General features: G+C 73.8%; 23 protein-coding genes and 1 pseudogene. 15 read left to right on the forward strand and 9 right to left on the reverse strand.

Features of this window, described 5'->3' with window-relative positions:
* Positions 1 to 13: 13 nt before the first annotated feature.
* The gene (locus tag ACFWAR_RS30870) at positions 14 to 265 is read right to left on the reverse strand and encodes a hypothetical protein (RefSeq protein ID WP_385784182.1); all 252 of its coding nucleotides are present in this window, start codon (positions 263 to 265) and stop codon (positions 14 to 16) included.
* Positions 266 to 607: 342 nt separating this feature from the next.
* Between ACFWAR_RS30870 and ACFWAR_RS30875 the strand changes: the two genes are divergently transcribed.
* From ACFWAR_RS30875 to ACFWAR_RS30890, 4 genes and pseudogenes are all read left to right on the forward strand, one after another.
* Positions 608 to 1,813: a DNA sulfur modification protein DndB gene (locus ACFWAR_RS30875; RefSeq protein ID WP_385784185.1), complete on the forward strand. Its 1,206-nt coding sequence runs from the start codon at positions 608 to 610 to the stop codon at positions 1,811 to 1,813.
* 95 nt (positions 1,814 to 1,908) lie between these two features.
* The gene (locus ACFWAR_RS30880) at positions 1,909 to 2,130 is read left to right on the forward strand and encodes a hypothetical protein (RefSeq protein ID WP_354384501.1); all 222 of its coding nucleotides are present in this window, start codon (positions 1,909 to 1,911) and stop codon (positions 2,128 to 2,130) included.
* On the forward strand, positions 2,127 to 3,221 hold the full coding sequence (locus tag ACFWAR_RS30885; RefSeq protein WP_385784188.1) for a hypothetical protein: 1,095 nt from the start codon (positions 2,127 to 2,129) through the stop codon (positions 3,219 to 3,221). The genes ACFWAR_RS30880 and ACFWAR_RS30885 overlap by 4 nt, the downstream gene beginning before the upstream one ends.
* Positions 3,222 to 4,064: 843 nt before the next feature.
* Positions 4,065 to 4,685 (forward strand): annotated as a pseudogene (locus ACFWAR_RS30890) (DUF1906 domain-containing protein); the annotation flags it as partial.
* A gap of 156 nt (positions 4,686 to 4,841) precedes the next feature.
* On the opposite strand, the gene ACFWAR_RS30895 reads toward ACFWAR_RS30890, so the two are convergent.
* From ACFWAR_RS30895 to ACFWAR_RS30910, 4 genes are all read right to left on the reverse strand, one after another.
* Positions 4,842 to 5,345, reverse strand: a complete 504-nt coding sequence (locus ACFWAR_RS30895) for a pyridoxamine 5'-phosphate oxidase family protein (RefSeq protein WP_385784191.1) — start codon at positions 5,343 to 5,345, stop codon at positions 4,842 to 4,844.
* 131 nt (positions 5,346 to 5,476) lie between these two features.
* Complete coding sequence (locus ACFWAR_RS30900) at positions 5,477 to 6,205, reverse strand: VWA domain-containing protein (RefSeq protein WP_385784194.1); 729 nt, start codon at positions 6,203 to 6,205, stop codon at positions 5,477 to 5,479.
* Between the two features lie 15 nt (positions 6,206 to 6,220).
* Positions 6,221 to 7,366 (reverse strand): acyl-CoA dehydrogenase family protein, encoded by a 1,146-nt coding sequence (locus ACFWAR_RS30905; protein WP_385784197.1) that lies wholly within the window; start codon positions 7,364 to 7,366, stop codon positions 6,221 to 6,223.
* Entirely contained in the window at positions 7,363 to 8,994 is a 1,632-nt protein-coding gene (locus ACFWAR_RS30910) for a FadD3 family acyl-CoA ligase (RefSeq protein WP_385784199.1), read from the reverse strand. Before ACFWAR_RS30910 ends, ACFWAR_RS30905 begins: the two co-directional genes overlap by 4 nt.
* Positions 8,995 to 9,089: 95 nt before the next feature.
* Here ACFWAR_RS30910 and ACFWAR_RS30915 point away from each other — a divergent pair, with 95 nt between their 5' ends.
* Complete coding sequence (locus ACFWAR_RS30915) at positions 9,090 to 9,650, forward strand: flavin reductase family protein (protein ID WP_385784202.1); 561 nt, start codon at positions 9,090 to 9,092, stop codon at positions 9,648 to 9,650.
* Here ACFWAR_RS30915 and ACFWAR_RS30920 read toward each other — a convergent pair.
* On the reverse strand, positions 9,551 to 10,156 hold the full coding sequence (locus ACFWAR_RS30920) for a helix-turn-helix transcriptional regulator (protein ID WP_385784205.1): 606 nt from the start codon (positions 10,154 to 10,156) through the stop codon (positions 9,551 to 9,553). The two genes, ACFWAR_RS30915 and ACFWAR_RS30920, sit on opposite strands and share 100 nt — an antisense overlap.
* A gap of 112 nt (positions 10,157 to 10,268) precedes the next feature.
* On the opposite strand from ACFWAR_RS30920, the gene ACFWAR_RS30925 reads away from it, so the two are divergent.
* The 4 genes from ACFWAR_RS30925 (at position 10,269) to ACFWAR_RS30940 (ending at position 14,146) form a co-directional block, all read left to right on the forward strand.
* Positions 10,269 to 11,399: an LLM class flavin-dependent oxidoreductase gene (locus tag ACFWAR_RS30925; RefSeq protein WP_385784208.1), complete on the forward strand. Its 1,131-nt coding sequence runs from the start codon at positions 10,269 to 10,271 to the stop codon at positions 11,397 to 11,399.
* A gap of 12 nt (positions 11,400 to 11,411) precedes the next feature.
* Positions 11,412 to 12,140: an SDR family NAD(P)-dependent oxidoreductase gene (locus ACFWAR_RS30930; protein WP_385784242.1), complete on the forward strand. Its 729-nt coding sequence runs from the start codon at positions 11,412 to 11,414 to the stop codon at positions 12,138 to 12,140.
* Positions 12,137 to 13,054: an alpha/beta hydrolase gene (locus ACFWAR_RS30935; RefSeq protein WP_385784211.1), complete on the forward strand. Its 918-nt coding sequence runs from the start codon at positions 12,137 to 12,139 to the stop codon at positions 13,052 to 13,054. Before ACFWAR_RS30930 ends, ACFWAR_RS30935 begins: the two co-directional genes overlap by 4 nt.
* Positions 13,055 to 13,420: 366 nt before the next feature.
* Positions 13,421 to 14,146 carry a class I SAM-dependent methyltransferase gene (locus ACFWAR_RS30940; protein ID WP_385784245.1) on the forward strand — a complete coding sequence of 242 codons (726 nt, stop codon included), beginning with the start codon at positions 13,421 to 13,423 and terminating at the stop codon, positions 14,144 to 14,146.
* Positions 14,147 to 14,275: 129 nt separating this feature from the next.
* Here the strand turns inward: ACFWAR_RS30940 and ACFWAR_RS30945 are convergent, their stop codons facing one another.
* From ACFWAR_RS30945 to ACFWAR_RS30955, 3 genes are read right to left on the reverse strand one after another with little or no spacing between them, the layout of a single operon-like run.
* Positions 14,276 to 15,250, reverse strand: a complete 975-nt coding sequence (locus ACFWAR_RS30945) for an acyl-CoA dehydrogenase family protein (protein WP_385784214.1) — start codon at positions 15,248 to 15,250, stop codon at positions 14,276 to 14,278.
* Positions 15,250 to 16,413, reverse strand: coding sequence for an acyl-CoA dehydrogenase family protein (locus tag ACFWAR_RS30950; RefSeq protein ID WP_385784217.1), 1,164 nt, complete (start codon positions 16,411 to 16,413; stop codon positions 15,250 to 15,252). Before ACFWAR_RS30950 ends, ACFWAR_RS30945 begins: the two co-directional genes overlap by 1 nt.
* Positions 16,413 to 17,306, reverse strand: a complete 894-nt coding sequence (locus ACFWAR_RS30955; RefSeq protein WP_385784220.1) for an enoyl-CoA hydratase — start codon at positions 17,304 to 17,306, stop codon at positions 16,413 to 16,415. Before ACFWAR_RS30955 ends, ACFWAR_RS30950 begins: the two co-directional genes overlap by 1 nt.
* Before the next feature lie 62 nt (positions 17,307 to 17,368).
* Here ACFWAR_RS30955 and ACFWAR_RS30960 point away from each other — a divergent pair, with 62 nt between their 5' ends.
* The 6 genes from ACFWAR_RS30960 to ACFWAR_RS30985 form a co-directional block, all read left to right on the forward strand.
* Positions 17,369 to 18,517: an acyl-CoA dehydrogenase family protein gene (locus ACFWAR_RS30960; RefSeq protein ID WP_385784223.1), complete on the forward strand. Its 1,149-nt coding sequence runs from the start codon at positions 17,369 to 17,371 to the stop codon at positions 18,515 to 18,517.
* Positions 18,514 to 19,302: an SDR family oxidoreductase gene (locus tag ACFWAR_RS30965; RefSeq protein WP_385784225.1), complete on the forward strand. Its 789-nt coding sequence runs from the start codon at positions 18,514 to 18,516 to the stop codon at positions 19,300 to 19,302. Before ACFWAR_RS30960 ends, ACFWAR_RS30965 begins: the two co-directional genes overlap by 4 nt.
* Positions 19,303 to 19,365: 63 nt before the next feature.
* The gene (locus ACFWAR_RS30970) at positions 19,366 to 19,980 is read left to right on the forward strand and encodes a TetR/AcrR family transcriptional regulator (RefSeq protein WP_385784228.1); all 615 of its coding nucleotides are present in this window, start codon (positions 19,366 to 19,368) and stop codon (positions 19,978 to 19,980) included.
* Positions 19,981 to 20,000: 20 nt separating this feature from the next.
* The gene (locus tag ACFWAR_RS30975; protein WP_385784230.1) at positions 20,001 to 21,158 is read left to right on the forward strand and encodes an acetyl-CoA C-acetyltransferase; all 1,158 of its coding nucleotides are present in this window, start codon (positions 20,001 to 20,003) and stop codon (positions 21,156 to 21,158) included.
* 219 nt (positions 21,159 to 21,377) lie between these two features.
* On the forward strand, positions 21,378 to 21,581 hold the full coding sequence (locus tag ACFWAR_RS30980; RefSeq protein ID WP_330329894.1) for a cold-shock protein: 204 nt from the start codon (positions 21,378 to 21,380) through the stop codon (positions 21,579 to 21,581).
* A 101-nt stretch (positions 21,582 to 21,682) separates the two neighbouring features.
* On the forward strand, positions 21,683 to 23,260 hold a 1,578-nt coding region (locus tag ACFWAR_RS30985; RefSeq protein WP_385784234.1), incomplete at its 3' end, for a DEAD/DEAH box helicase.

Consider the following 23,260-nt stretch of genomic DNA (forward strand, 5'->3'; position numbering starts at 1 on the left):
GGGCGGGTGGGGGTCAGTTACGGCGCGCCAGCCGGACCCGCGTGCCGACGAAGACGGCGACGCAGGCCAGGATGTGGGTCGCGATGCTGAGCGCCGTGAGGTCGAGCACGGGGTGGGGCTGCGCGATGGGCTGCGCGACCGCGCCGAGCTCCACCAGGAGCCCCGCCATGGCACCGATCACCCGGTCGCGCCAGGTCGGCGGCAACAGGACGACGGCGTATCCGGTGGGCTGGCCCGCGGACCCCGTGGTGTGGGGGCATGTCATGATGGAACCTCCATTGGACGTACGTGTGCTGTGCGGCTGTCAACGCCTCGGTACCTGCGAACGCCAATGGACCTGGGAGGGCCGTGCTACCGGCCCTCCCAGACCTTTTTCTAGCGTCTGCGGACCAGCCTAGCTCAGTAACTGGCCTTTCATGTGCGCCTCTTGGTCGATGGCCCTGACCAAGTCTCATGATCCTGTGCCTATTTCACTGATGATGCCCGTAACTACGGAGCACTTCCACTTGATCTGCGGTAACCGCAGTTGGAGTGTGACACTTGCTAGCATCGCCTCAAGTGGAGTCGGAAATTGCACAGTTAGCCGACCGCAGGAAGGGGGAGCGGCATGCTTGAGCCCATTCGAACGGGGCTTCCGGTGACGGTGATGGAGGTCAGGCCGAAGCTTGCGATCGGGGTGCTGGACTGGGAGAGCGCCCTGGCGATCGTTCATGACCCGCAGCTTGTCGAGCTGTCTGCCTCGGGGCGAGTGGACCTGGGGCTCGGTGAGTACGGGCAACTGCGGAGCCAGGTACAGCGCTTGATCGGTGGCGCCGGTACTTCGAAGGCCAAGAACATCACCTCGTACGCCGAGTACATCGCCCGGGGCATTCGGGGCGACCTCGGTGACGGCTGGTCCGTGCCGCCGCTCACCTGGTGGTGCCCGAGGCCCCTGAGTATTGGGCGGGGTGGGAAGACGTTTCTTCCGCTGCGCGACCTGATCATCGCGGTTGATGCCGAGACCCAGGTCTCGGCCATGCATCGGGTGCGCAAGAACCATCGGGAGTTTGGGCTGGAAGGCTTCGACTTCTCGCAGGTCAATGTGGCCTTCGAGATCTTCCACGGGGTCTCCACCAGTCACGCGAGGCAAATTTTCCATGATCGGAACCTGAAGGGGGTGCCGGTCGACAAGTCGCTCGCCCTGTCCATGGACTCGCGTGACCTGGCGACCTCGGTGACGCGCGCGTTGGTGGACGACACGGTCGTCACGCTCCGGGGCGAGAAGATCCGCCTCGCGGACTACGTCCTCACCGGCAAGCGGCAGATCGGCAGCACCGCGCGGGAGTGGGTGACCCTCTCCGCGGTGCGGACGCTCGTGGTCACGACGTTGCTCGGCAGGTCCGGCATCCAGTCCACCTCCGGCGCCGTCGCGCTGGACGACCTGCCGGGGGAGTACGGGGAAGGCGAGGTCGTCCACGCGGTGACGTCCCTGCTCGGGGGCGTCGTCGACCGGTTTGCCGCGGAGTTCGCGGGGCGCTCGGCGATCACTGCTCCAGCCGTGCTTGCCGGCCTGGGTGCCACTCTGCACCGCGCCGTGCCGTGGGCCGCCGAGGGTGGCCCGGTGGAGGGAGAAGCCGTCATCGAGGGTCTGAGTGATGTCCGGTGGGAGCGGAGCGCGCGCTTTTGGGGCGGCATCGCCGCCACGGAACGTTCTGACGGGAAGGTGACCTGGGGGGGCGGGGCGAAGGACTCCGGTTACAAGGTGTTCGAAGCCCTCACCCGGCCCGATTCGGGTGCGGGTCGAAAGATCCGGGGCCTGGAGCCGGAGCTCTAGGTAGAGCTACCCGCGAGTATTGACTAATAGTCAAAACGGGATCAGTCTCGGTGGCGAGCCGTTGTCGTGGTGTCGCCGTCGTGGGAGGTCGTCCCGTGGGTGCAGAAGAACTCGCCAGGCTGGGTGCGGAGTTGAAGGGGGCGCCGGTGCCCGGGTCGTTCGCCGGGTTGGCGGACGGGGAGCTCGGGCGGCTCGCCGACGCGTTGCGCGCGGAGCGGGAGCGGCAGGCCGTCGGGCTGGGAGACGCCGCCGAGGAAGCGTTGAAGCTCGTCCCCGCGCTCGCGCGCGGCGCCGTGCGCAAGGTGCTCTTCCGGTGAGCCGCGCCGAGGTGGAGAAGGTGGCCCGGTTGCTGGGGGAGGGCGACGCGGGGGCGCTGCGGTTCCTGGAGGCGCTGCCCGCCGCGGACGTGCGGCGCTTCCGCGAGCAGGTCACCGCCGTGCTGTACGACGGGGCGCCCGAGATGCTCGACCGGATCGCCGCCGCGACCAAGCTGGTGCCGGCCGCGGTGGCCGCCGCCATCTCGCAGAAGGCGCTCGGCCCCCGCCTCGCGGCGGCGGTCGCGGGTCGGCTCGACCCCGGGCGGGCCGCCGACATCATCGAGAAGCTCCCGGTGCCCTTCACCGTCGAGTCCTGCGCGCACCTCGACCCCCGGCGGATCGCGGGCGTGGTCGACCGGCTCGACGAGGGGCTGCTCGTGCGCATCGCCGTCGCGCTCGCCGAGTCGGCCGACTTCCTCACCATGGGCCGCTTCGTCGGCCACATCCGCGACCGGGCGCTCACCCGGATCCTCGAACAGGTCGACGACGAGGCCGTCCTGCGCACCGGCTTCTACGTCGACCAGCCGGAGCGGCTGCCGCACGTCCTGCGGCTGATGGGCGACGAACGGCTCGCGGGCGTGGTGCGCGCGGCCGCCGCGGGCGGGCTGTGGGAGGAGGCCCTCGCCGTCGCCGCGTCGGTCGACGGCGAACAGCGCGAACGGATCGCCCAGCTGACGGCCCGGCTGGACGGCGGCGCCCTCGACTCGCTGGTCCGGGCCACCCACGAGCACGGCCTCTGGGAGGCGCTGCTCCCGCTGGTCGCGCTGCTGGGGGAGGAGGACCGCAGGTCCGTCGCCCGCCTGGAGGCGCTGCGCGAGCCCGAGGTGCTGCGCGGGGTGGTCCGCGCCGTCGTCGGGACCGGTCTGTGGGGGGAGTTCCTGCCGCTGGTCGGCGTGCTGCCCGAGGACGGGCGCAAGGTGGTCGCCGACACCGCGGCCCTGCTGGGCGACGGGGAGCTCGACGCGCTCGTCCGCGAGGTCGACAAGCGGGACCTGTGGGAGCTGGTCCTGCCCCTGGTGGAGCTGATGGACGACGCGGGCAAGCAGCGCGTCTTCGAGCTGCCCGCCTTCCAGGACCAGGCGGGTAGTTAGCCGGGCCGCCGCGGCCTCGCCGGATCTCCGGGAGGCCGCGGCACCTGTATACACAGCGTCATGTCGCGAGTCATGTCGAAGGTCATGTCGAGTGTCGAGTGTCGTGTCGAGAGTCGTGTCGATGGGTGTGGTGCGGGGTGTGGTGAGGGCGCCGGGGGCGGTCGCGGGGCCCGGACGTGGGGGCGGCTGCTCGCCTCGGCCTGCGGGGTCGTGCTCGCGCTGAGCGGGCTCACCGCGCTGGGGCCCGTCGCCGCCGCCGACGGCCCGGACCCGGGCCCCGGCCCCGGCCCGGGTCCCCGCCAGTACGACTACCGGGGGCTGCGCTTCACGCTCCCCGCGCACTGGCGGGTCGTCGACCTCGACCGCGCCCCCGAGGCCTGCCTGCGCCTGGACGTGCCCACGTTGTACGTCGGCCACGCCGGGACGCAGCGCGAGTGCGCCGGCCGGGCGGTCGCCGACCGCGCCGACACCCTGCACCTGGAGCCCGTACGGGACGCCCCGGCGCGCGCCGACGTGCCGACCGTCGACGTACCGGTGGGCACCGCGCTGCCCGCCACCGGGCCCCGCACGCCCAGCAACGAACTGCGCTACGCCCTCGCCCAGTCGGGGGTGATGGCCACCGCCTCCTACGGCGACACGCCCGCCGCGGTCCGCGCCGTGATCGAGGGCGCCCGCCCGGTCGGCGGCCCCGGGGGCCACGCGGGTCCCCCGGCCACCGTGCCGGGTCGGCCCGCGTCCCCCGGTTCCGTCCTGCGGCCCGTCCCCGCACCGGCGGCCTCGGTCACGCCGGGCGCCTACACCGGCCCGGGCTTCGACGCGTGCACCGCCCCCGGCCAGGCCACCATGGACGGCTGGGGCGAGGAGTCCCCCTTCGGCGCCGTCGGCATCTACATCGGCGGCGGCGCCCGCGCCTGCGCCCAGCCGCAGTTGACCGCCGACTGGGTCAAGCGGCAGAGCGCCGCGGGCTGGCACCTGATGCCGATCTGGGTGGGCCGCCAGCCCTGGCGCAGCGCCACCACCGGGCTGTCCACCGACCCGGACACCGCGGCCGCGCAGGGCCGGACGGCCGCCGACGGCGCGGCCTCGGCGGCCCGCGCGCTGGGCCTGGGGGCGGGCACCGTCCTCTACAACGACCTGGAGAACTACACCGACCGGGCCACCTGGGACCGGCCGGTGGTCGCGTACGTCGCCGCCTGGACCGAGCGCCTGCACGCACTCGGCTACCGGGCCGCCGCCTATCTCGCGGCCGGTTCGGGCATGAAGGCGCTCAGCGCCGAGCACGCGCGCACCGGGCGCGCCGTTCCCGACGTCGTCTGGGCCGCGGCCTGGAACGGGCGCGCCTCGGTCACCGACTCGGACCTGGGCCTGCCCGCGGGCGGCGGGCAGTGGGGCGGGCGCCGCCGGGCCCACCAGTACCAGGGCGACCACGACGAGACCTACGACGGCGTGACGATCAACATCGACCGCAACCAGGTCGACGTGAACCCGGCCGCGATCGCCCTCCCCGGGACCGGTCCGGCCCCCGAGCCGGTCCCGGTCCCGGCCCCGGTGCCGGTCGCCCCCGCCCCGTGGGAGGACGAGGACGCGTACGACGACGAGGTCCCGGAGGGCGACCGCGCCTCACTCCTCCCGGGCGGGGTCGTCGTCGTTCCCCCGGCGGATCGTGCGCAGCCCGGCGGCCGGGGTCCACGCGCGCACCACCAGGTCGTCCCCGTCGATCCCGGTCAGGACCACCTCGGTCAGCTCCACCCGGAACAGGTGGGACGGGTGCGGCGGCTCGCCTGACTCCTCGGCGAAGCGGTGCAGCTCGGGCGGGTCCAGGATCTCCACGGCCCGCCCGCAGACGCGTACGTCCCCGTCGGGCATCGACTCGTCCGCACCCGGATTGGTGTGCAGCGCGAACCGGGGATCGCGCCGCAGGTCCATGGCCTTCATCGACCCCGGCATCATCCCGAGCCACAGCTCGCCGCCCCGGAAGGTGGCGTTCAGCCCGCAGACCCGCGGCGAGCCGTCCTTGCGCAGGGTCGCCAGGACGTGGTGCGCGTACTGCCCGAAGCGGGCCCGGACCGCTTCGGCGAGTTCCGGTTCGGCCGCGGCGAAATGTGCCCAGTTGTTCGTCGTCATACCGCCATGAAAGCGCCTGGTCCGGGCGCCGACCGCGCAGGCGCGCACGGTGCCGACCGCGCAGGCGTGCACGGTGCCCGCCGCGCAGCCGCCCACGGTGCCCGCCGCTGAGCTGCCGCGATGCCCGCCGCTCAGTCGCGCACGATGCCCGCCGTCCGCGCCGCGGCCAACCACGACGGGAACTCCGAGACCAGCCGGTCGTACAACTGCGCGTCCGGCACCGCGCGCGGGTCCTCCCCGGCGTGGAAGTAGCCCGCGTTGTCGACGACGCGCGCCCGGGGGACCGGCAGCTCGTCCAGCTTGCGCAGGAAGTCGAACTGGGTGCTGCGGGTGTTGCCGAAGCCGACGAACTGCCAGAAGAGCGGCAACCGGGCCGCCTTGCACAGGTGGCGCTCCGCCGCGGCCTTGTTGAGGGGGCCGCCGTCCGTCTGGAAGACCACGAGGGCGGGATCCGTCGCCCCGCTGTCCAGGTAGTGGTCGATGACCGCGTCCATCGCCGCGTCGTAGGACGTCTTGCCCATGTGCCCGAGGCCCGCCACGATCCGGCCCACCGCGCCCGCGTGCCGCTCCAGCGAGATCTCCTCGACGGCGTCGACGTCCGTGGAGAAGAAGACCGCCGGGACCCGGCCGTCGTCGTCCAGGTGCGCGGACAGTCCGAGCACCCGGTCCGCGAAGGCCTGCACGGTGCCGTCGGCGTAGTACGGGCGCATCGAGCCGGAGTAGTCCAGTACCAGGTAGACCGCGGCCCGTTGACCGTCCAGGCCGTGCTTGCGCAGGGACACCCCGGCGCTCTTGTACAGGCTGACGAGCGCCGGAGCGGTTTCTTCCATCTTGCGCAGGTTTATCGCACTACCGGTCATGGCCCCGAGGGTACGTCAACGGGCCCCGGTCGGACCCGGTCGTGCGGTCAGTCGTGCGGCCAGCCGCGCGCGGTGCGCGGACGGGCCGCCGAACAGCCGCGCCGCGCCGTGGGCGCGCTTGAAGAACCGGTGCGCCTCGTGCTCCCAGGTGATCCCGATCCCGCCGTGCAGCTGGATCATCTCCCCGGCCACCCAGGAGTACGCCTCCCCGCACGCCGAACCGGCGGCCGCCGCCGGGCCGGGCGCCGCGTCCGCCGCCGCGGCCGCCAGGGCGAGGCCGCGGGCGTTCTCCACGGCCGCGTACATGTCGGCGAGCCGGTGCTTGACCGCCTGGAAGGAGCCGATCGGGCGGCCGAACTGGACCCGTTCCCCCGCGTACCCCACCGTCACCGCCAGGGCCCGCGCGGCCGCCCCGACCTGTTCCGCGGCCAGTGCGGTGACGCCCAGGTCCCGCACCCGGGCCAGCACCCGCTCCCCGTCGCCCTCGGCGCCGACCAGGGCGGCCGGGGTCCGGTCCAGGGCCAGCTCCGCGAGCGGGCGGCTCGGATCCATGGTCGAGCGGATCCGCCAGGCGGCGGGCGGCCCGGTCAGCCGGAACAGCGAGAGCGCCCCGCCGTCCCCGGAGTCCCCGCCGTCCCCGGAATCCGCACCCGTACCCGTGCCCGCACCCGCACCGCCCCGCGCGAGGACGAGCACGACCTCGGGGACCCCGGCCCCGGCGCCCGGCAGGACGTGCTCCTTGGCGCCGGTCAGGAGCCACCCCCGCGCCGGATCCCGCACGGCCCGGGTCCGCAGGGCCGAGGGCTCCCAACTGCCGTGCTCCGCCCAGGCCAGCGCCCCGGTCGCCGTCCCCCCGGCCAGATCCGGCAGCAGCCGCGCACAGGCCCGCGCGTCCCCCGCCGCCACCAGCGCGCCCACGGTCAGCACCGCGGAGCCCAGGTACGGTACGGGGCTCAGCGCACCCCCCAGCGCGTCCATGACCACGCCCACCTCGACGCTCCCGCAGCCCGCCCCGCCGTACTCCTCGGGCACCGCCAGCGCCGCCGCGCCCACCCGGCCGGTCAGCGGGGACCAGGCCGCCGCGCCCGGGTGCCGGGCGAGCACCGACCGTACGGCCGCGCCCAGGTCCCGCTGCTCCGGGGTCCGCTCCAGGGTCCTCACGGCCGCTCCTCCCGCTCCCCGCGCGCGGCCCGCCGCAGCGGGGCCTTCTGGAGCTTGCCGCCGGCGTTGCGCGGCAGCTCGGCCACGGTGGTGAAGCGCCGGGGGACCTTGAAGTTGGCCAGCCGCTCCCGGGTCCAGGCGGTCAGCTCCGCCGCGGTGAGCGGTTCGGTGGTGACCACGAAGGCCACCCCGACCTCGCCGAGCCGCTCGTCGGGGGCGCCCACCACCGCCGCGTCGGTGATCGCGGGATGGGTCAGCAGCACGTTCTCCACCTCCGCCGGGTAGGCGTTGAACCCGCCCACCACGTACATGTCCTTGAGCCGGTCGGTGATGGCGAGGTAGCCGCGCGGGTCCAGCACCCCGATGTCCCCGGTGCGCAGCCAGCCGTCCGCGAGCACCGCCTCGGCGGTCGCGGCCGGGTCGTCGAGGTAGCCGGTGGTCACGTGGTAGCCGCGCACCTGCACTTCGCCGGGCTCCCCGGCGGGCAGCACCCGGCCCAGCGGATCCGCGATCCGCACCTCGGTGTCGGGCAGCGGCAGCCCCACCGTGTGGGCGAGGGTCGCGGCGTCCGCGTCGGTCGGGCAGACGGAGACGACGCCGCCGGACTCGGTCAGTCCGTACGCCGTGAACACGTCCGGGGCGCCCAGCTCCCCGCGGATCCGCTCGACCAGCGCGGTCGGCACGGCGGCCGCGCCGGTGCCCGCCAGCCGCAGCGCGGACAGGTCGTGGGCCGCCCGGCCGGGGTGTTCGAGCAGGCCGTGGAAGACGGTCGGCGGGCCCATCAGGCAGCTGACCCGTTCCGCGGCCATCCGGCGCAGGATCCGGTCGCTGTCGTAGACCGCCTCGGGGAGCATGGTCACCCCGCGCAGCAGGCAGGCGAGCACCCCCGCCTTGTAGCCGAAGGTGTGGAAGAACGGGTTGACCAGCAGGTACCGGTCGCCGGGGCGCAGGGTGACCAGCCGCGACCAGGAGTCGTAGAGGCGCACGCTCTGGCCGTGGGTGGTCATCACGCCCTTGGAACGGCCGGTGGTGCCGGAGGTGTAGAGGATGTCGCTGAGGTCCGTGGGGCGTACGGCGGCCAGCCGGGCCAGCCGCTCCCGCTCCGGGACCTGCTCCCCGGCGCGCAGGTACGCCGCCCAGGAGTGGACCGGTGCCCCGGCGGGGGAGTCCTGCGCGCCGCCGCCGCGCAGCACCACCGTGGCGGCGAGGTCGCCGAGGTCCTCACCGGATCCGTGCAGGGCGTCGACGTAGTCGGTGCCGAGGAAGCCGCGTTCGGTGAAGAGGACGCGGGCGCCGCTGCGCCGGACGACGTCGGCGGCCTCGGCGGGCTTGTAGCGGGTGTTGACGGGGACGAGGACCGCGCCGACCCCGACCGCGCCGAGCGCGGCGGTGATCCACTGGCGGCTGTTGGGGGCCCAGAGCGCGACCCGGTCGCCGGGCCGGACGCCCAGGGCGACGGCGGCGCGGGCGGCCGCGGCGATCTCGGTGTCGAGCCGGGCGAAGGTCCAGCGGACCTCCCCGTCGGCGAGCGCTTCGAGTTCCCCGTACGCGGCGGCGGCGTACGCGGGCAGCCGGGCCAGGGTGGCGGGCGGTGCGGGGTGCTGCGGAGTCTGGCGGGGGCTGGACACGGACCCTCCCTACTTGACGAGCGAGCGTGGGCGGTATCCAATCACAGCTGTTTCGGTTAGGCATATACCTAGTAGGAATATCTCCGGAGGTCGCCATGCTGGTCCCTGCTCCCGTGGACATGAAGTCCGCGCTCTCCAGCTTCGCCACCGGCGTCGCCGTGATCACGGCGTGCGAGGGCGACGGCCGTCCCGTCGGGATGGCCGTGCAGTCCTTCTCCTCGGTGTCCCTGGATCCGCCGCTGGTCTGCTTCTGCCCGGCGCGCACCTCGTCCAGCTGGCCCCGGATCCGCGCGGCCGGCCGCTTCGCCGTCAACATCCTGGCCGCGGACCAGCGGGAGCTGTGCCGACGCTTCGCGGTGACCGGGGGCGACAAGTTCGCCGGGGTGCCGTGGCGGCCGGGCGGCAACGGCGCGCCCCTGCTCGACGGCGTCCTCGCGACGGTCGAGTGCGTGCTGGAGGGCGTCCTGGACGGGGGCGACCACGCGATCGTGCTCGGCCGGGTCACCGCCCTGGCCGCGCATCGGGAGGTCGCCCCGCTGCTCTACTTCCGGCGCGCCTACGGGGTGTTGCCGCCCGGGGCGGCGGATCCGCGCTCCGCCTCCAGCGCCTCGATGTCCTCCAGCATGGCGGCGGCGAGGTCGCGCTCGGAGGCGTAGTACCGCTCGGCCCACTTGAGGGTGAGGGTGGGGTAGGCCCACGCCGCCTCGCCCTTGGCGCCCTCGACGTCCGCGACCGCCCGCAGGCGCATCTGCTCCGCGAACTCCTGGTGGCGCGCGAGCACTTCGCGCATCTGCTCCGGCTCCAGCAGGTGCCCCAGCCACAGGCGCAGCATCGGCCCGTGCTTGAGGACGGGCGGGTCGACGGGGGCCCGGCGGGCCCAGTCGCGCACGGCGTCCATGCCCTCGTCGGTGATCCGGTAGACCCGCTTGTCGCGGGTGCCGGTCTCCTGGGCGACCAGGCGCGAGGAGGCGTAGCCGGCCTTCTCCAGGCGCTTGAGTTCGCTGTAGATCTGGCTGAAGGAGGGGCTCCAGTAGAAGAACTTGAGCGACCAGTCCGACCATTTCTTCAGGTCGTAGCCGGACAGCTCCTCCCCGAAGGAGAGCAGCCCGAGCACCGCCCAGCTCGTTGCGGGGAGCGCGCGCCTGTTCGTCTCTTCTGCCACGGACCGCAGTCTACGACCGGTCCCGGCGGCGCCCTTCCCCCTGCGGGATATGCCTGCTAGAAGTATTCCTATTAGGAATACTCGCGGATGTACGTGATGGAGGGATCCCACCGTGAAGTTCTCGATGATCTTCGAGGCGCAGCTCGTCGACCCCACCCCCGAACGCGAACGCCAGGTCATCCACGACTGCGTCGAACAGGCCGTCCACGCCGAGCGGATGGGCTTCGACCGGATCTGGGCGGTGGAGCACCACTCCCTCACCCAGTACGCCCACATGAGCGCCTCCGAGATCTTCCTGACCTGGGTCGCCGCCCGGACCGAGCGGATCCGCATCGGCCACGGCGTGGTCACCATGCCCTTCGGCTACCAGCACCCGGTGCGCGTCGCCGAACGCGCCGCGATGCTCGACGTGCTCTGCGGCGGCCGCGTGGACATCGGCGCCGGGCGCGGCGCCACCCGCCAGGAGATGTCCATGTACGGGGTGCGCCCCGAGGACACCTACCCGCAGATGGAGGAGGCCCTGCGGATCTTCTCCTCCGCGTGGAAGGAGGAGCGGTTCGAGTGGCACGGCTCGATCGACATCGGCCCCGGGGCGGTCCTGCCCCGCCCGGTCCAGGACCCGCACCCGCCGCTCTTCATGGCCTGTTCCAAGCACGACACCCTCAAGCTGGCCGCCGAACTCGGCATCGGCGCCCTGGTGATGGGCTTCGCGGGCGCCGACGACGTCCGCGCGATGCGCAAGGTCTACGACGAGGCCATCGCCACCCGCAGCGGCGAGCGGTTCGTGTCGGACGTCGTCAACGACCACCTCTCCGCCCTCTGCCCGACCATCGTCCTCGACGACGCCGAGCGCGCCCTGCGGCTGGGCACCCGCGGCCAGCGCTTCTTCGCCGAGTCCATCGCGCACTGGTACGGCAACGGCCCCGAGCCCACCGGATACGCCGAGGACGAGAGCGCCGAGCAGCACGCCGCCGCCCTGCACAAGGGCCGCGAGGAACTCGTCGCCCGGCTCCACGAGGCGAACATCCCCGCCCGCCCCGTCGACACCGGCACCTACAACGCCGAACACGCCTACGGCAGCGCCGAGACCGCGATCGCCTACGTCGAGCAGCTCCGCGAGATCGGTGTCGACGAGGTGATGTGCCTGATCCAGATGGGCACCGTCCCGCAGGACGTCTGCATGGAGACCATCCGCCAGTGGGGCGAGAAGGTCATCCCCCACTTCCGCGCGCTGGAGGGCTGACCCGTGGGAGCGATGGTCTCGTTGGACGGGAAGGTCGTCGTCATCACCGGCGCCGGGCGCGGCCAGGGCGCCGCGGAGGCCCGGCTGTGCGCGGAGGCCGGAGCCAGGGTCGTCGTCACCGACATCCGCGAGGAGGAGGGCCGCGAGGTCGCCGCGTCCCTCGGCGACCAGGGGCTGTACGTACGGCACGACGTGGCCGACGCGGAGAGCTGGGCCGGTGTGGTGCGGGCCGCCGTGGACGCGTACGGGGGCGTCTCGGCCCTGGTCAACAACGCGGCCCTGTGGCGCACCGCCCACGTGGAGCGGCAGAGCGCCGAGGACTTCGAAGCGCTGCTCCGGGTCAACCTGCTGGGACCCTTCCTCGGCATCCAGGCGGTGGCCCCGCTGCTGCGGGCGGCCGGGGGCGGCTCCGTCGTGAACATCTCCTCCACCGCCGGGCTGGTCGGGATACCGGGCCACGCGGCCTACGGCTCCACGAAGTTCGCCCTGCGCGGGCTGACCCGCTCGGCGGCCCTGGACCTGGCCGGGGACGGGATCCGGGTCAACTCCGTGCACCCGGGGGCGATCGACACGCCGATGGTCGCCGGGGCGGTGGCGGGCCGGGACTGGTCGCACCTGCCGCTGGGGCGGATGGGACGGCCGGAGGAGGTCGCCGAGCTGGTGCGGTTCCTGTGCTCGGACGCCTCCGCCTACATCACGGGCGCGGAGTTCACCGTCGACGGCGGGATGACGGCCCGATGACGCGCCCGCGCGCCCGCCCCGAGGCGCTGTCCCCGCGGGCGCGGGAGGCGTGCGCCGCGATGTCGGCGCACTTCCCGCCGCCGGGGGACGCCGGTGCGCTGCGGGCCGCGGCCGCCGCGGGCGCCGCCGCGGCCCGACCCGGGCCGGAGGTGGCCGCCGTACGCGAGGCGGTGGCCGACGGGGTGCCGGTGCGGGTCTACGATCCGGCGCCGGGGGCGGTCGGGCGCCCGCTGGTGGTGTACTTCCACGGCGGCGGCTGGGTGATGTGCGGCCCCGACACGCACGACGCGACGTGCCGGACGCTGGCCGCGCGGTCGGGGGCGGTGGTGGTCTCGGCGGACTACCGGCTCGCCCCCGAACACCCCTGGCCCGCGGCGCCCGACGACGCCCTGACCGTGCTGCTGTGGGCCCGTGCCCGGACCGGCGACCTCGGCTGCGACCCCGGCGCGGTGGTGGTCGCGGGGGACTCCAGCGGGGCCAACCTGGCAGCCGTCACCGCACTGCGCGCGCCCGGGCTCGTGGCGGCGCAGCTGCTGGTGTACCCGCCGCTGGACGCCTCGATGGCCTCCGCGTCGGTGGAGACGTACGCCCGCGACCACTTCCACACGGCCGCGCACATGAGCTGGTACTGGGAGAGCTACCTCGGCCCGGCCGCGGATCCGGCGCACCCGTACGTCTCGCCGCTGGCCGCCGCGGACCTGGCCGGGCTGCCGCCGGCGCTGGTGGTGCTGGCCGACTGCGACGTGCTGCGGGACGAGGGGCTGGCGTACGCGCGGCGGCTCGCGGCGGCGGGGGTGGAGTGCGAGGTCCGGCTCTTCCCGGGCGTCTTCCACGGCTTCCTGGGCACCCCGCTCCCGGCCGCGGCCGAGGCGCTGGCGGGGGCGGCCGAGTGGGTGGCGCGCAAGGTCACCTAGGGTCGGGAGATGACGACTACGACGACCTTGTGGCGGCCCACCGGGCCCGTCGAGCTGGAGCTGGTGGCGGCGGCCGACTGGCGGGCCTGGCCGCCGCGGCTGCCCGAGCAGCCGATCTTCTACCCGGTCATGAACGAGGACTACGCGATCCGCATCGCCCGCGACTGGAACGTCAAGCACGACGGGGCGGGCTTCGTGACCCGCTTCGAGGTGGACACGGAGTTCCTCGCCCGGTACCCGGTCCAACAGGCGGGCGGGGAGACGATCCTGGAGCTGTGGGTGCCGGCGGAGGAGCTGGCGGAGTTCAACGCGCACATCGTCGGGCGGATCGAGGTCGTGCACGAGTTCCGGGGTGCGCGGGACCACGTGCGGGAGCGGGCGCGGTCCTTCGACGCCGCCGCCGGGCTGTACGGGGCCAACCGGCCCGGGTATCCGCCGGAGTTGTTCGACGCCGTCGAGGAGCTGACCGGGCGGTCGCTGGAGGGGGCGCGGGTCGCGGACGTGGGGGCCGGGACCGGGATCGCCAGTGCGCTGCTGCGGGCGCGGGGGGCCCGGGTCGTCGCCGTCGAGCCGGGTGACGGCATGGCGGCCGAGCTGCGGCGGGGGCACCCGGGGATACCGCTGGTGCGGGGGGACGGGGACCGGCTGCCGCTGGCCGACGGGGCCTTCGACCTGGTCACCTACGCGCAGGCATGGCACTGGACCGATCCGGCGCGGTCGGTGCCGCAGGTGCGGCGGGTGCTGCGGGAGGGCGGGGCGCTGGCCCTGTGGTGGAACGACCTGGACCTGTCCGTGCCGTGGGTCGCCGAGCAGGACGCGCGGGTGGCGGCCTGCTTGTCGGCGCAGCCGGGGGTGGCGGCGCGGGGGTTGCCGGCGGGGCTCGACTTCGTCACGCGTCGGGTGCGGTGGGGGAGGCGGGTACCGGTCGACGTGCACCTGGCGAACCTGGCCAGTCACTCGGCCTTCCTGGTGCTGGGGGCCGGGCCCACCGCGGACTTCTGCGCGGCCGAGCGGGCCCGCCTCCTGGCCCTCTTCCCCGACGGCCAGATCGACGAACCGTACGTCGTCACCCTGTCGGTAACCCACCCCTGACCCCGGGCAGCGCCTCAAACGCCGGCGGGGCTGAATCGGCCCGGGTCGGCTGTCCAGCGGGGCTGAGTTGGCCTGGGCCACTCCCAGCCCGTCCGGCGTTTGAGGGCGTGCCCCGGGCGGAGTTCGGGGCTAGTGGGGGAGGATTTCGGCTCGGCATTGGGAGGGGGTGCCCCAGGCGTCGCGGAGGGGGCGGGCCTTGCGGAGCCAGAGGGAGAGGTCCAGCTCCTCCGTGTAGCCGACCGCGCCGTGGAGTTGGAGCGCGGTCCGACCCGCCCGGTACGCGGCCTCGCCGGCCGCGACCTTGGCCGCCGCGATCTCCCAGGGGACCAGGCCGAGCGCCGCCGCCCACACCAACGGCCGGGCGAACTCCAGCCCGATCAGCGTGTCCGCCAGCCGGTGTTTGACCGCCTGGAAGGACCCGATGGCCACCCCGAACTGCGTGCGCTGCTTCGCGTACTCCACGGTCCGCGCCAGCAGCGCCTCGCCCACCCCCAGGCACTGCGCCGCCGTCAGCAGCCGCGCCCACCGCAGGGCGGCCGCGGCCGCCGCCGTCACGTGCGGCCCCGCGGCCAGGAGCTCGCCGCCGGGGGCGGGCCGCGACAGGTGCCGGGCCGGGTCCAGGGAGGCCAGCTCGGTCCCCGGCCCGGCGGCGAGCCGGAGCTCCCCCGCTCCGGAGACGACGAAGACGTGGTCGGCCGCCCCGGCGTCCACCGCGTACGCCCCCCCGTCCGCGAGGACGAGCGTCGCCACCGCCCCGCCCGAGACCAGAGCCGGAACGAAGCGCTTCGCCAGCCCCGCGTCCCCCAGCTCCGACAGCAGCCGCACCGCCGCCGCCGTCTCCACCAGCGGCCCCGGCACCGCCGCGCGCCCCAGCTCCACGAAGCCCAGGGCCAGCTCGACGGGGAGCGGCCCCAGCCCCTCGTACTCCTCGGGCGCCGCCAGCGCGAGCAGCCCGGTGTCCGCGAGCCGGGACCACAGGGCCCGCCCCGGCCCGTACGCCCCGGCGGACCAGGACCGTACGGCGGTCGGCACGTCCGCGGCGCCCAGCAGCGCGCGCAGGGTGCGGGCGAAGTCCGACTGCTCGTCGGTCGGCAGGAAGCGCATCAGCGGCGGCCCTTCGGGAGGCCGAGCAGCCGCTCGGCGATGATGTCGCGCTGGATCTCGTTGGTCCCGGCGTAGATCGGCCCGGCCAGCGAGAAGAGCCACGGCTCCGCCCACGGCCCGTCCGCCAGTTCCGCGTCCGGGCCCAGCAGGTCCAGCGCGCTCTCGTGCAGGGCGATGTCGTACTCGCTCCAGAACACCTTGTTCAGGCTCGACTCGGCGCCGATCGTCTCGCCCGCCGCGAACCGCGAGGCGTTGGCCCAGGTGAACAGCTCGTAGGCGCGCGCCCCGATCACCGCGTCCGCGACCCGGTCGCGCAGCGCGGCACCGGCGCCCTCCGGGCTCTCCCCGGCGTCCGCCCGTTCCCGCCACAGCGCGGTCAGCCGGTCCGCCGCCGCCAGGAAGCGGCCGGGGGAGCGCAGGGTCAGCCCGCGCTCGTTGCCCGTCGTGGACATCGCGATCCGCCACCCCTGACCCGGCTCGCCGATCACGTCCTCGTCCGGCACGAACACCCCGTCCAGGAACAGCTCCGCGAAGGCCGGCTTCCCGTCCAGGCGCCCGACGGGCCGCACCGTCACCCCAGGGGCCCGCAGGTCGAACATCAGGTAGGTGAGCCCCTGGTGGGGCTTGGGCGTGCCCGCCTCCGTGCGGAAGATGCCGAAGGCGCGGTCCGCGAAGGCCGCCCGCGAGGACCAGGTCTTCTGCCCCGAGAGCAGCCAGCCGCCCTCGGTGCGCTCCGCGCGCGACGTCAGCGAGGCGAGGTCGGAGCCGGACTCCGGCTCCGACCAGGCCTGCGCCCAGATCACCTCGCCGCGCGCCATCGGCGGCAGGACGCGGGCCCGCTGGGCGGGGCTCGCGTGGTCGAAGAGGGTGGGGGCGAGGAGGTTGATGCCGTTCTGCGAGACCCGGCCGGGCGCCCCGGCGGCGAAGTACTCCTCCTCGAAGACCAGCCACTTCACGATGTCCGCGCCCCGGCCGCCGTACTCCTCGGGCCAGGACACCACCGACCAGCGGTCCGCCGCGAGCAGGCCCTCCCACTCCCGGTGCGCGGCGAAGCCCTCGGCCGTCTCCAGCGAGGGCAGCGGCCGCGCGGGCACGTGCGCGCGCAGCCAGTCCCGGGCCTGCGCCCGGAAAGCGGTCACTTCCGCCGTGTGGGTCAGGTCCATCAGCGGGTCGCCTCCTTCATCGCCGCGATGTTCATTCCGCCGAGCGAGTCGGCCGCCGTCTCGGCGTTGTGCGCGTGCGCCAGGTGGTGCAGGCCGAAGACCGAGTCCATGCCGCTGTGCAGGCCCTGGAGGTCCTCGGCCTGGTTGACGGCCCGCTTGGTCAGGGCCAGTCCGAAGGTGGGCATCTCGGCGATCCGCCGGGCGAGGCGGTCGGTCTCGGCCGCCAGCTCCGCGCGGGGCACCACCCGGTTGACCATGCCGACCTCGTACGCCCGCCGGGCGGGCATCCGGTCGCCGGTGTAGAGGAACTCCTTGGCGATCCGCGGGGGCATCGCCCACGGGTGCGCGAAGTACTCGACCCCGGGGATCCCCATGCGCACGACCGGGTCCGCGAAGAAGGCGTCCTCGCTGGCCACGATCAGGTCGCAGATCCAGGCCAGCATCAGCCCGCCCGCCACGCACGCGCCCTGTACGGAGGCGATCACCGGCTTGGGCAGCTCCCGCCAGCGGCGGCACATCCCCAGGTAGACCTCGGACTCGCGGGCGAAGCGGGATTCGGCGCCGCTGCGGCCGGTGTGGTCCCACCACAGGCCGGCCCGCCGCTCGAAGGGGAGGTGGGCGTCGCGCTCGGGGGTGCCGATGTCGTGGCCCGCCGAGAAGTGCTCGCCCGCACCGGCGAGGACGACGGCCCTGACCTCCGGGTCGTCGGCGGCGCGGTAGAAGGCGGTGTCCAGGGCGTAGGTCATCGCGCTGTTCTGCGCGTTGCGGTAGCGGGGGCGGTCCATCGTCACGTACGCGACCGGGCCGCGGCGCTCGTAGCGGACCGGCGGCTCGGCGCCTTCGGAACCGGCGCCTTCGGGATCGGCGCTGTCGCCGGGGGGCTGCGCGGGCATGCGGCATCCATCCTTCACGAGTGACCTTCCCTAACAAGTGTTTGGTAGGTTAACGTACGCCCATGAGCAGCGTCGAGGAGTTCCGCACCGAGGTTCGGGAGTGGCTACGGACCCACCTCACCGGCGAGTTCGCGGCGCTCAAGGGGCGCGGCGGACCCGGCCGGGAGCACGAGGCCTTCGCCGAACGCCTCGCCTGGGAACGGCACATGGCCGCCCACCGCTGGACCTGCGTCGGCTGGCCCGGCGAGCACGGCGGCCGCGGCGCGAACACCGAGCAGCAGATCGCCTTCCACGAGGAGTACGCCCTCGCCGACGCCCCCGCCCGGGTCGGCCACATCGGCGAACAGCTCCTCGGCCCCACCCTCGTCGCCCACGGCACCGAGGAACAGCGGCGGCGCTTCCTGCCGCCGATCCGGGCCGCCGAGGAACTGTGGTGCCAGGGCTACAGCGAGCCGGACGCCGGCTCCGACCTCGCGGCCGTCCGCACCCGCGCCGCCCTGCGGGGCGGCGAGTGGATCGTCGACGGCCAGAAGACCTGGACCTCGCTGGCCCACGAGGCCCAGTGGTGCTTCGTCCTCGCCCGCACCACCCCAGGCTCCCGCCGCCACGCGGGCCTGTCCTACCTGCTGGTCCCGCTGGACCAGCCCGGCGTGGAGGTCCGCCCGATCGTCCAGCTCACCGGCACCAGCGAGTTCAACGAGGTCTTCTTCGACGGCGCCCGCACCGCCGCCGCCCACGTCGTCGGCGCGCCCGGCGACGGCTGGGCCGTCGCCATGGCCACCCTCGGCTTCGAACGCGGGGTCTCCACCCTCGGCCAACAGGTCGGCTTCCGCCGCGAGTTCGACGCCCTCGTCGAGGCGGCCCGCGCGTGCGGCGCGCTGGCCGACCCGCTGCTGCGCGACCGCCTCGTCCGGGCCGGGATCGGCCTGGACGCCCTGCACGCCGCCGCCCTGCGCCCCGACACCGCGCCCCCGCTGGCCAAGCTCTCCTGGGCGCGCTGGCACCGGGACCTGGGCGAGCTGGCCATGGACGTGCGCGGAGCCGCCTCGCTCCTCGCGGCCGGGGACGCGGGGGACCCGTACGACCTCGACGACTGGCAGCGGCTCTTCCTCTTCTCCCGGGCCGACACCATCTACGCCGGTTCCGACGAGATCCAGCGCACCCTCATCGCCGAGCGGATCCTCGGCCTTCCCAAGGAGGTTCGGGCATGAACGCCACCGCTCCCCGCTACGTCGCCGGGCACGGCCTGCTCGCGGACCGCGCGGCCGTGATCACCGCGGCGGCCGGCGCCGGGATCGGCGGGGCCACCGCCCGCCGCTTCCTGGAGGAGGGGGCCCGCGTGCTCATCAGCGACGCGCACGCCCGCCGCCTCAAGGAGACCGAGCAGGCGCTGGCCGCCGAGTTCGGCGCCGACCGGATCACCTCCCTGCCCTGCGACGTCACCGACGAGGACCAGGTCCGGGCCCTGTTCGCACTCGCCGAGGCCACCCACGGCGGCCTGGACGTCGTCGTCAACAACGCCGGGCTGGGCGGCACCGCCGCCCTCGTCGACATGACCGACGAGCAGTGGACCAAGGTCCTCGACGTCACCCTCAACGGCACCTTCCGCTGCACCCGCGCCGCCCTGCGCTCCCTCAAGGCCGCCGGCACCGGCGGGGTCGTCGTCAACAACGCCTCCGTCATCGGCTGGCGCGCCCAGGCCGGGCAGGCCCACTACGCCGCCGCCAAGGCCGGGGTGATGGCGCTGACCCGCTGCGCGGCCCTGGAGGCCGCCGAGTTCGGCGTCCGGGTCAACGCGGTCGCGCCCAGCCTGGCCATGCACCCGCACCTGGTGAAGGTCACCAGCGAGGAGCTCCTGGACGAACTGACGGCCCGGGAGGCCTACGGGCGCTACGCCGAGCCGTGGGAGGTCGCCAACGTCATCGTGTTCCTGGCCAGCGGCTACTCGTCGTACATGACGGGCGAGACCGTATCGGTCAGCAGCCAGCACGCGTAGGACGGCGCAGGGCGGTGTCGGACGACGTAGGACCACGAGGACCACTGGGACCACAATGGGCGCGTGCCAACGAACCAGAAGAAGCAGCAGGTGACGGCCTCGCCGGAGCGCCGACGGGAGCTCCTCGCCACCGCCGCGGAGGTCTTCGCCGCCCAGGGCTACAACGCCACCACCGTCCGCAAGATCGCCGACGCCGCCGGGATGCTCGCCGGCAGCCTCTACTACCACTTCGATTCCAAGGAATCGATGCTCGACGAGATCCTCTCGACCTTCCTGAACGAGCTGTGGCAGGGCTACGACACCGTGCTCGACGCCGGGCTCGGCCCCAGGGAGACCATCGAGGCCCTCGTCACCGAGTCCTTCCGGGAGATCGACCGGCACCGCGCCGCCGTCGCGATCTACCAGAAGGAGTCCCGGCACCTGTCCGCGCAGCCCCGCTTCCACTACCTCTCGGACTCGCAGGTCAAGTTCGAGAAGGCGTGGCTGGGGACGCTGGAGCGGGGGGTCGCCGCCGAGGTCTTCCGGGCCGACCTGGACATCCGCCTCACCTACCGCTTCGTGCGCGACACGGTGTGGGTGGCGGCCTCCTGGTACCGGCCGGGCGGCCAGCACAGCCCCGAGGAGATCGCCCGCCAGTACCTCTCGATGGTGCTGGACGGGATCGCGCTCCGTACCTGAACCCTCACCTAGGAGTCCCGATGCCCGAGGCCTACATAGTCGACGCGGTACGCACCCCCGTGGGCCGGCGCAAGGGAGGGCTGTCCGGGGTCCACCCGGCCGACCTCGGCGCCCACGTCCTGCGCGCCCTCGTGGAGCGCTCCGGGGTGGACCCGGCCGCCGTCGAGGACGTGGTCTTCGGCTGCCTCGACACCGTGGGCCCGCAGGCCGGGGACATCGCCCGGACCGCCTGGCTGGCCGCCGGGCTCCCCGAGGAGGTCCCCGGGGTCACGATCGACCGCCAGTGCGGCTCCTCGCAGCAGGCCGTCCACTTCGCCGCGCAGGGCGTCCTGTCCGGCACCCAGGACCTGGTGGTCGCGGGCGGCACCCAGAACATGTCGATGATCCCGATCGCCTTCGCCTCCCGGCAGGCCGCCGAACCGCTCGGCCTCACGGACGGCCCCTACATCGGCTCGCGGGGCTGGCGTGCCCGCTACGGCGACGCCCCCGTCAACCAGTTCCACGGGGCCCAGCTCATCGCCGAGAAGTGGGGCGTCTCCCGCCTCGACATGGAGGAGTTCGCGCTGCGCTCGCACCAGCGGGCCCTGCGCGCCATCGACGAGGGCCGCTTCGACCGCGAGACCGTCGCCTACGGGGACGTCCGCACCGACGAGGGCCCGCGCCGGGACACCACCCTGGAGAAGATGGCGGGGCTGAAACCCGTCGTGGAGGGCGGCACCATCACCGCGGCCGTCTCCTCCCAGGTCTCCGACGGCGCGGCCGCGATGCTCATCGCCTCCGAGCGGGCCGTCGCCGAACACGGTCTGACCCCGCGGGCCCGCATTCACCACCTCTCGGTCCGCGGCGAGGATCCCATCCGCATGCTGTCCGCACCCATTCCCGCGACGGCGTACGCATTGAAGAAGACCGGGATGTCCTTGGGCGACATCGACCTGGTGGAGATCAACGAGGCCTTCGCGCCGGTCGTCCTCGCCTGGCTCAAGGAAACCGGAGCCGATCCCGAACGGGTGAATGTGAACGGCGGAGCCATCGCGCTGGGGCACCCGCTGGGGGCCACCGGGGTCAAACTGATGACGACCCTGCTGCACGAGCTGGAGCGCACGGGGGGCCGCTACGGGCTCCAGACGATGTGCGAAGGCGGAGGTCAGGCCAATGTGACCATCATCGAGCGGCTCTGACCGGCGGCGCGCCCCGGCGGACCGCCGGGGCGCCCCGCGGGCGACATGCGTCACACACTCGGATCCGAGCCCCACGGTCTTCCTGTGGTACGTTGGAGACGTTGCAGTTGTGGTACCCATGAACTTTATGTGCGCCTGACGGGATTGCTCCTCAGGCGCTTATTTTGTTTCCGGCATCTTCCGGATGGGGCCCTTGCCACCTATTCAGGAGATTTAAAAATGGCACTTGGCACCGTGAAGTGGTTCAACTCGGAAAAGGGCTTCGGCTTCATCGAGCAGGACGGCGGCGGCCCGGACGTCTTCGCGCACTACTCGAACATCGCCACCCAGGGCTTCCGTGAGCTCCAGGAGGGCCAGCGCGTGTCCTTCGAGGTCACCCAGGGTCAGAAGGGCCCGCAGGCCGAGAACATCCTGCCTGCCTGACGCTCTTCGCACGGCCGGGGTCCGCACCGCGAGGTGCGGGCCCCGGCTTGTGTGTTGTTCCGTCAATAAGTTTTCTGCCGGTTCCAGGAGGGCTTTCCCGCATGACCAGCTCCAGCTCCGCACGTCCCAGCCGCCGTCCCGTCAGGGGTCGGGGTGCTGCCCAGGGACGTCCGAAGGCTGGCGGCGGCCGGCCCAAGGGCGGTTCCGCCCAGCCTGCCCGGCCGCAGGAATTCACCATGCCGGACCCGATCGCACCGGCCCTCCCGCCGGTGGCCGCGTTCGAGGACCTCGACATGCCCGCGGCGCTGCTGAAGACCCTCGCGGCCCAGGGCGTCACCGAGCCGTTCCCGATCCAGGCCTCCACCCTCCCGAACTCCCTCGCCGGCCGTGACCTCCTCGGCCGCGGGCGCACCGGCTCCGGCAAGACCCTCGCCTTCGGCCTGGCCCTGCTGGCCCGTACGGCCGGTCGCCGCGCCCAGCCGAAGGCGCCGCTCGCGCTGGTCCTCGTACCGACCCGCGAGCTGGCCCAGCAGGTGACGGACGCGCTGACGCCGTACGCCACCGCCGTGAACCTGCGCATCACCACCGTCGTCGGCGGCATGTCGATCAACCGGCAGTCCGGCGCCCTGCGCCGCGGCGCCGAGGTCCTCGTCGCCACCCCCGGCCGCCTCAAGGACCTCATCGAGCGCGGCGACGCCGTCCTCGACCAGGTCTCGATCACGGTCCTCGACGAAGCCGACCAGATGACCGACATGGGCTTCATGCCGCAGGTCACCGCGCTGCTCAAGCAGGTCGAGCCCGGCGGTCAGCGGATGCTGTTCTCCGCGACCCTGGACAAGAACGTCGACAAGCTCGTCAAGATGTTCCTGGACGACCCGGTCTCGCACTCGGTCGACCCGTCGGCCGGCGCCGTCACCACGATGGAGCACCACGTCCTGTACGTCATGGACGAGACCGACAAGAAGGCCGTGGCCACGCGCATAGCCGCTCGTGACGGCCGGGTGATCATGTTCGTCGACACCAAGCGCGGGGTCGACCGCATGGTCAAGAAGCTCCTCGCGGACGGCGTCCGCGCCTCCGGCCTGCACGGCGGGCGCTCGCAGCCGCAGCGCAACCGCACCCTCGACTGGTTCAAGACGGGCGAGGTCACCGCGCTGGTCGCCACCAACGTCGCGGCCCGCGGCATCCACATCGACGACCTCGACCTGGTCGTCAACGTGGACCCGCCGACCGACCACAAGGACTACCTGCACCGCGGCGGCCGCACCGCCCGCGCCGGCGAGTCCGGCAGCGTCATCACCCTGGTCCTGCCCGAGCAGAAGCGCGAGATGACCCGACTCATGTCGGACGCGGGCATCAACCCCCGCACCGCGCAGATCCGCTCCTCGGACGAGGAACTGGTCCGCCTCACCGGCGCCCGCGTGCCCTCCGGCATCCCCGTGGTGCTCGAAGTGCCGCAGCCCACCCCCGCCAAGCCGCGCACCGCGGCCAAGAGCGGCGGCCAGGGTGGCGGCCGTCGCCGCTCCGGCGCCCCGCAGGGTGGCGGCGCGGGCTCGGCCTCGGGCTCGGGCGAGCGTCCGCGCCGCGCCCGCGGCACGGCCTCGGTCTCGGCGACCTCCGGTTCCGGCGCGGGCGGCCAGAGCCGCCGCAGCGGCGGCTCCGGCGGCGGCGCGTCGACC

The organism is Streptomyces sp. NPDC059917 (assembly GCF_042730635.1).
In the GTDB taxonomy this organism is placed as follows: domain Bacteria; phylum Actinomycetota; class Actinomycetes; order Streptomycetales; family Streptomycetaceae; genus Streptomyces.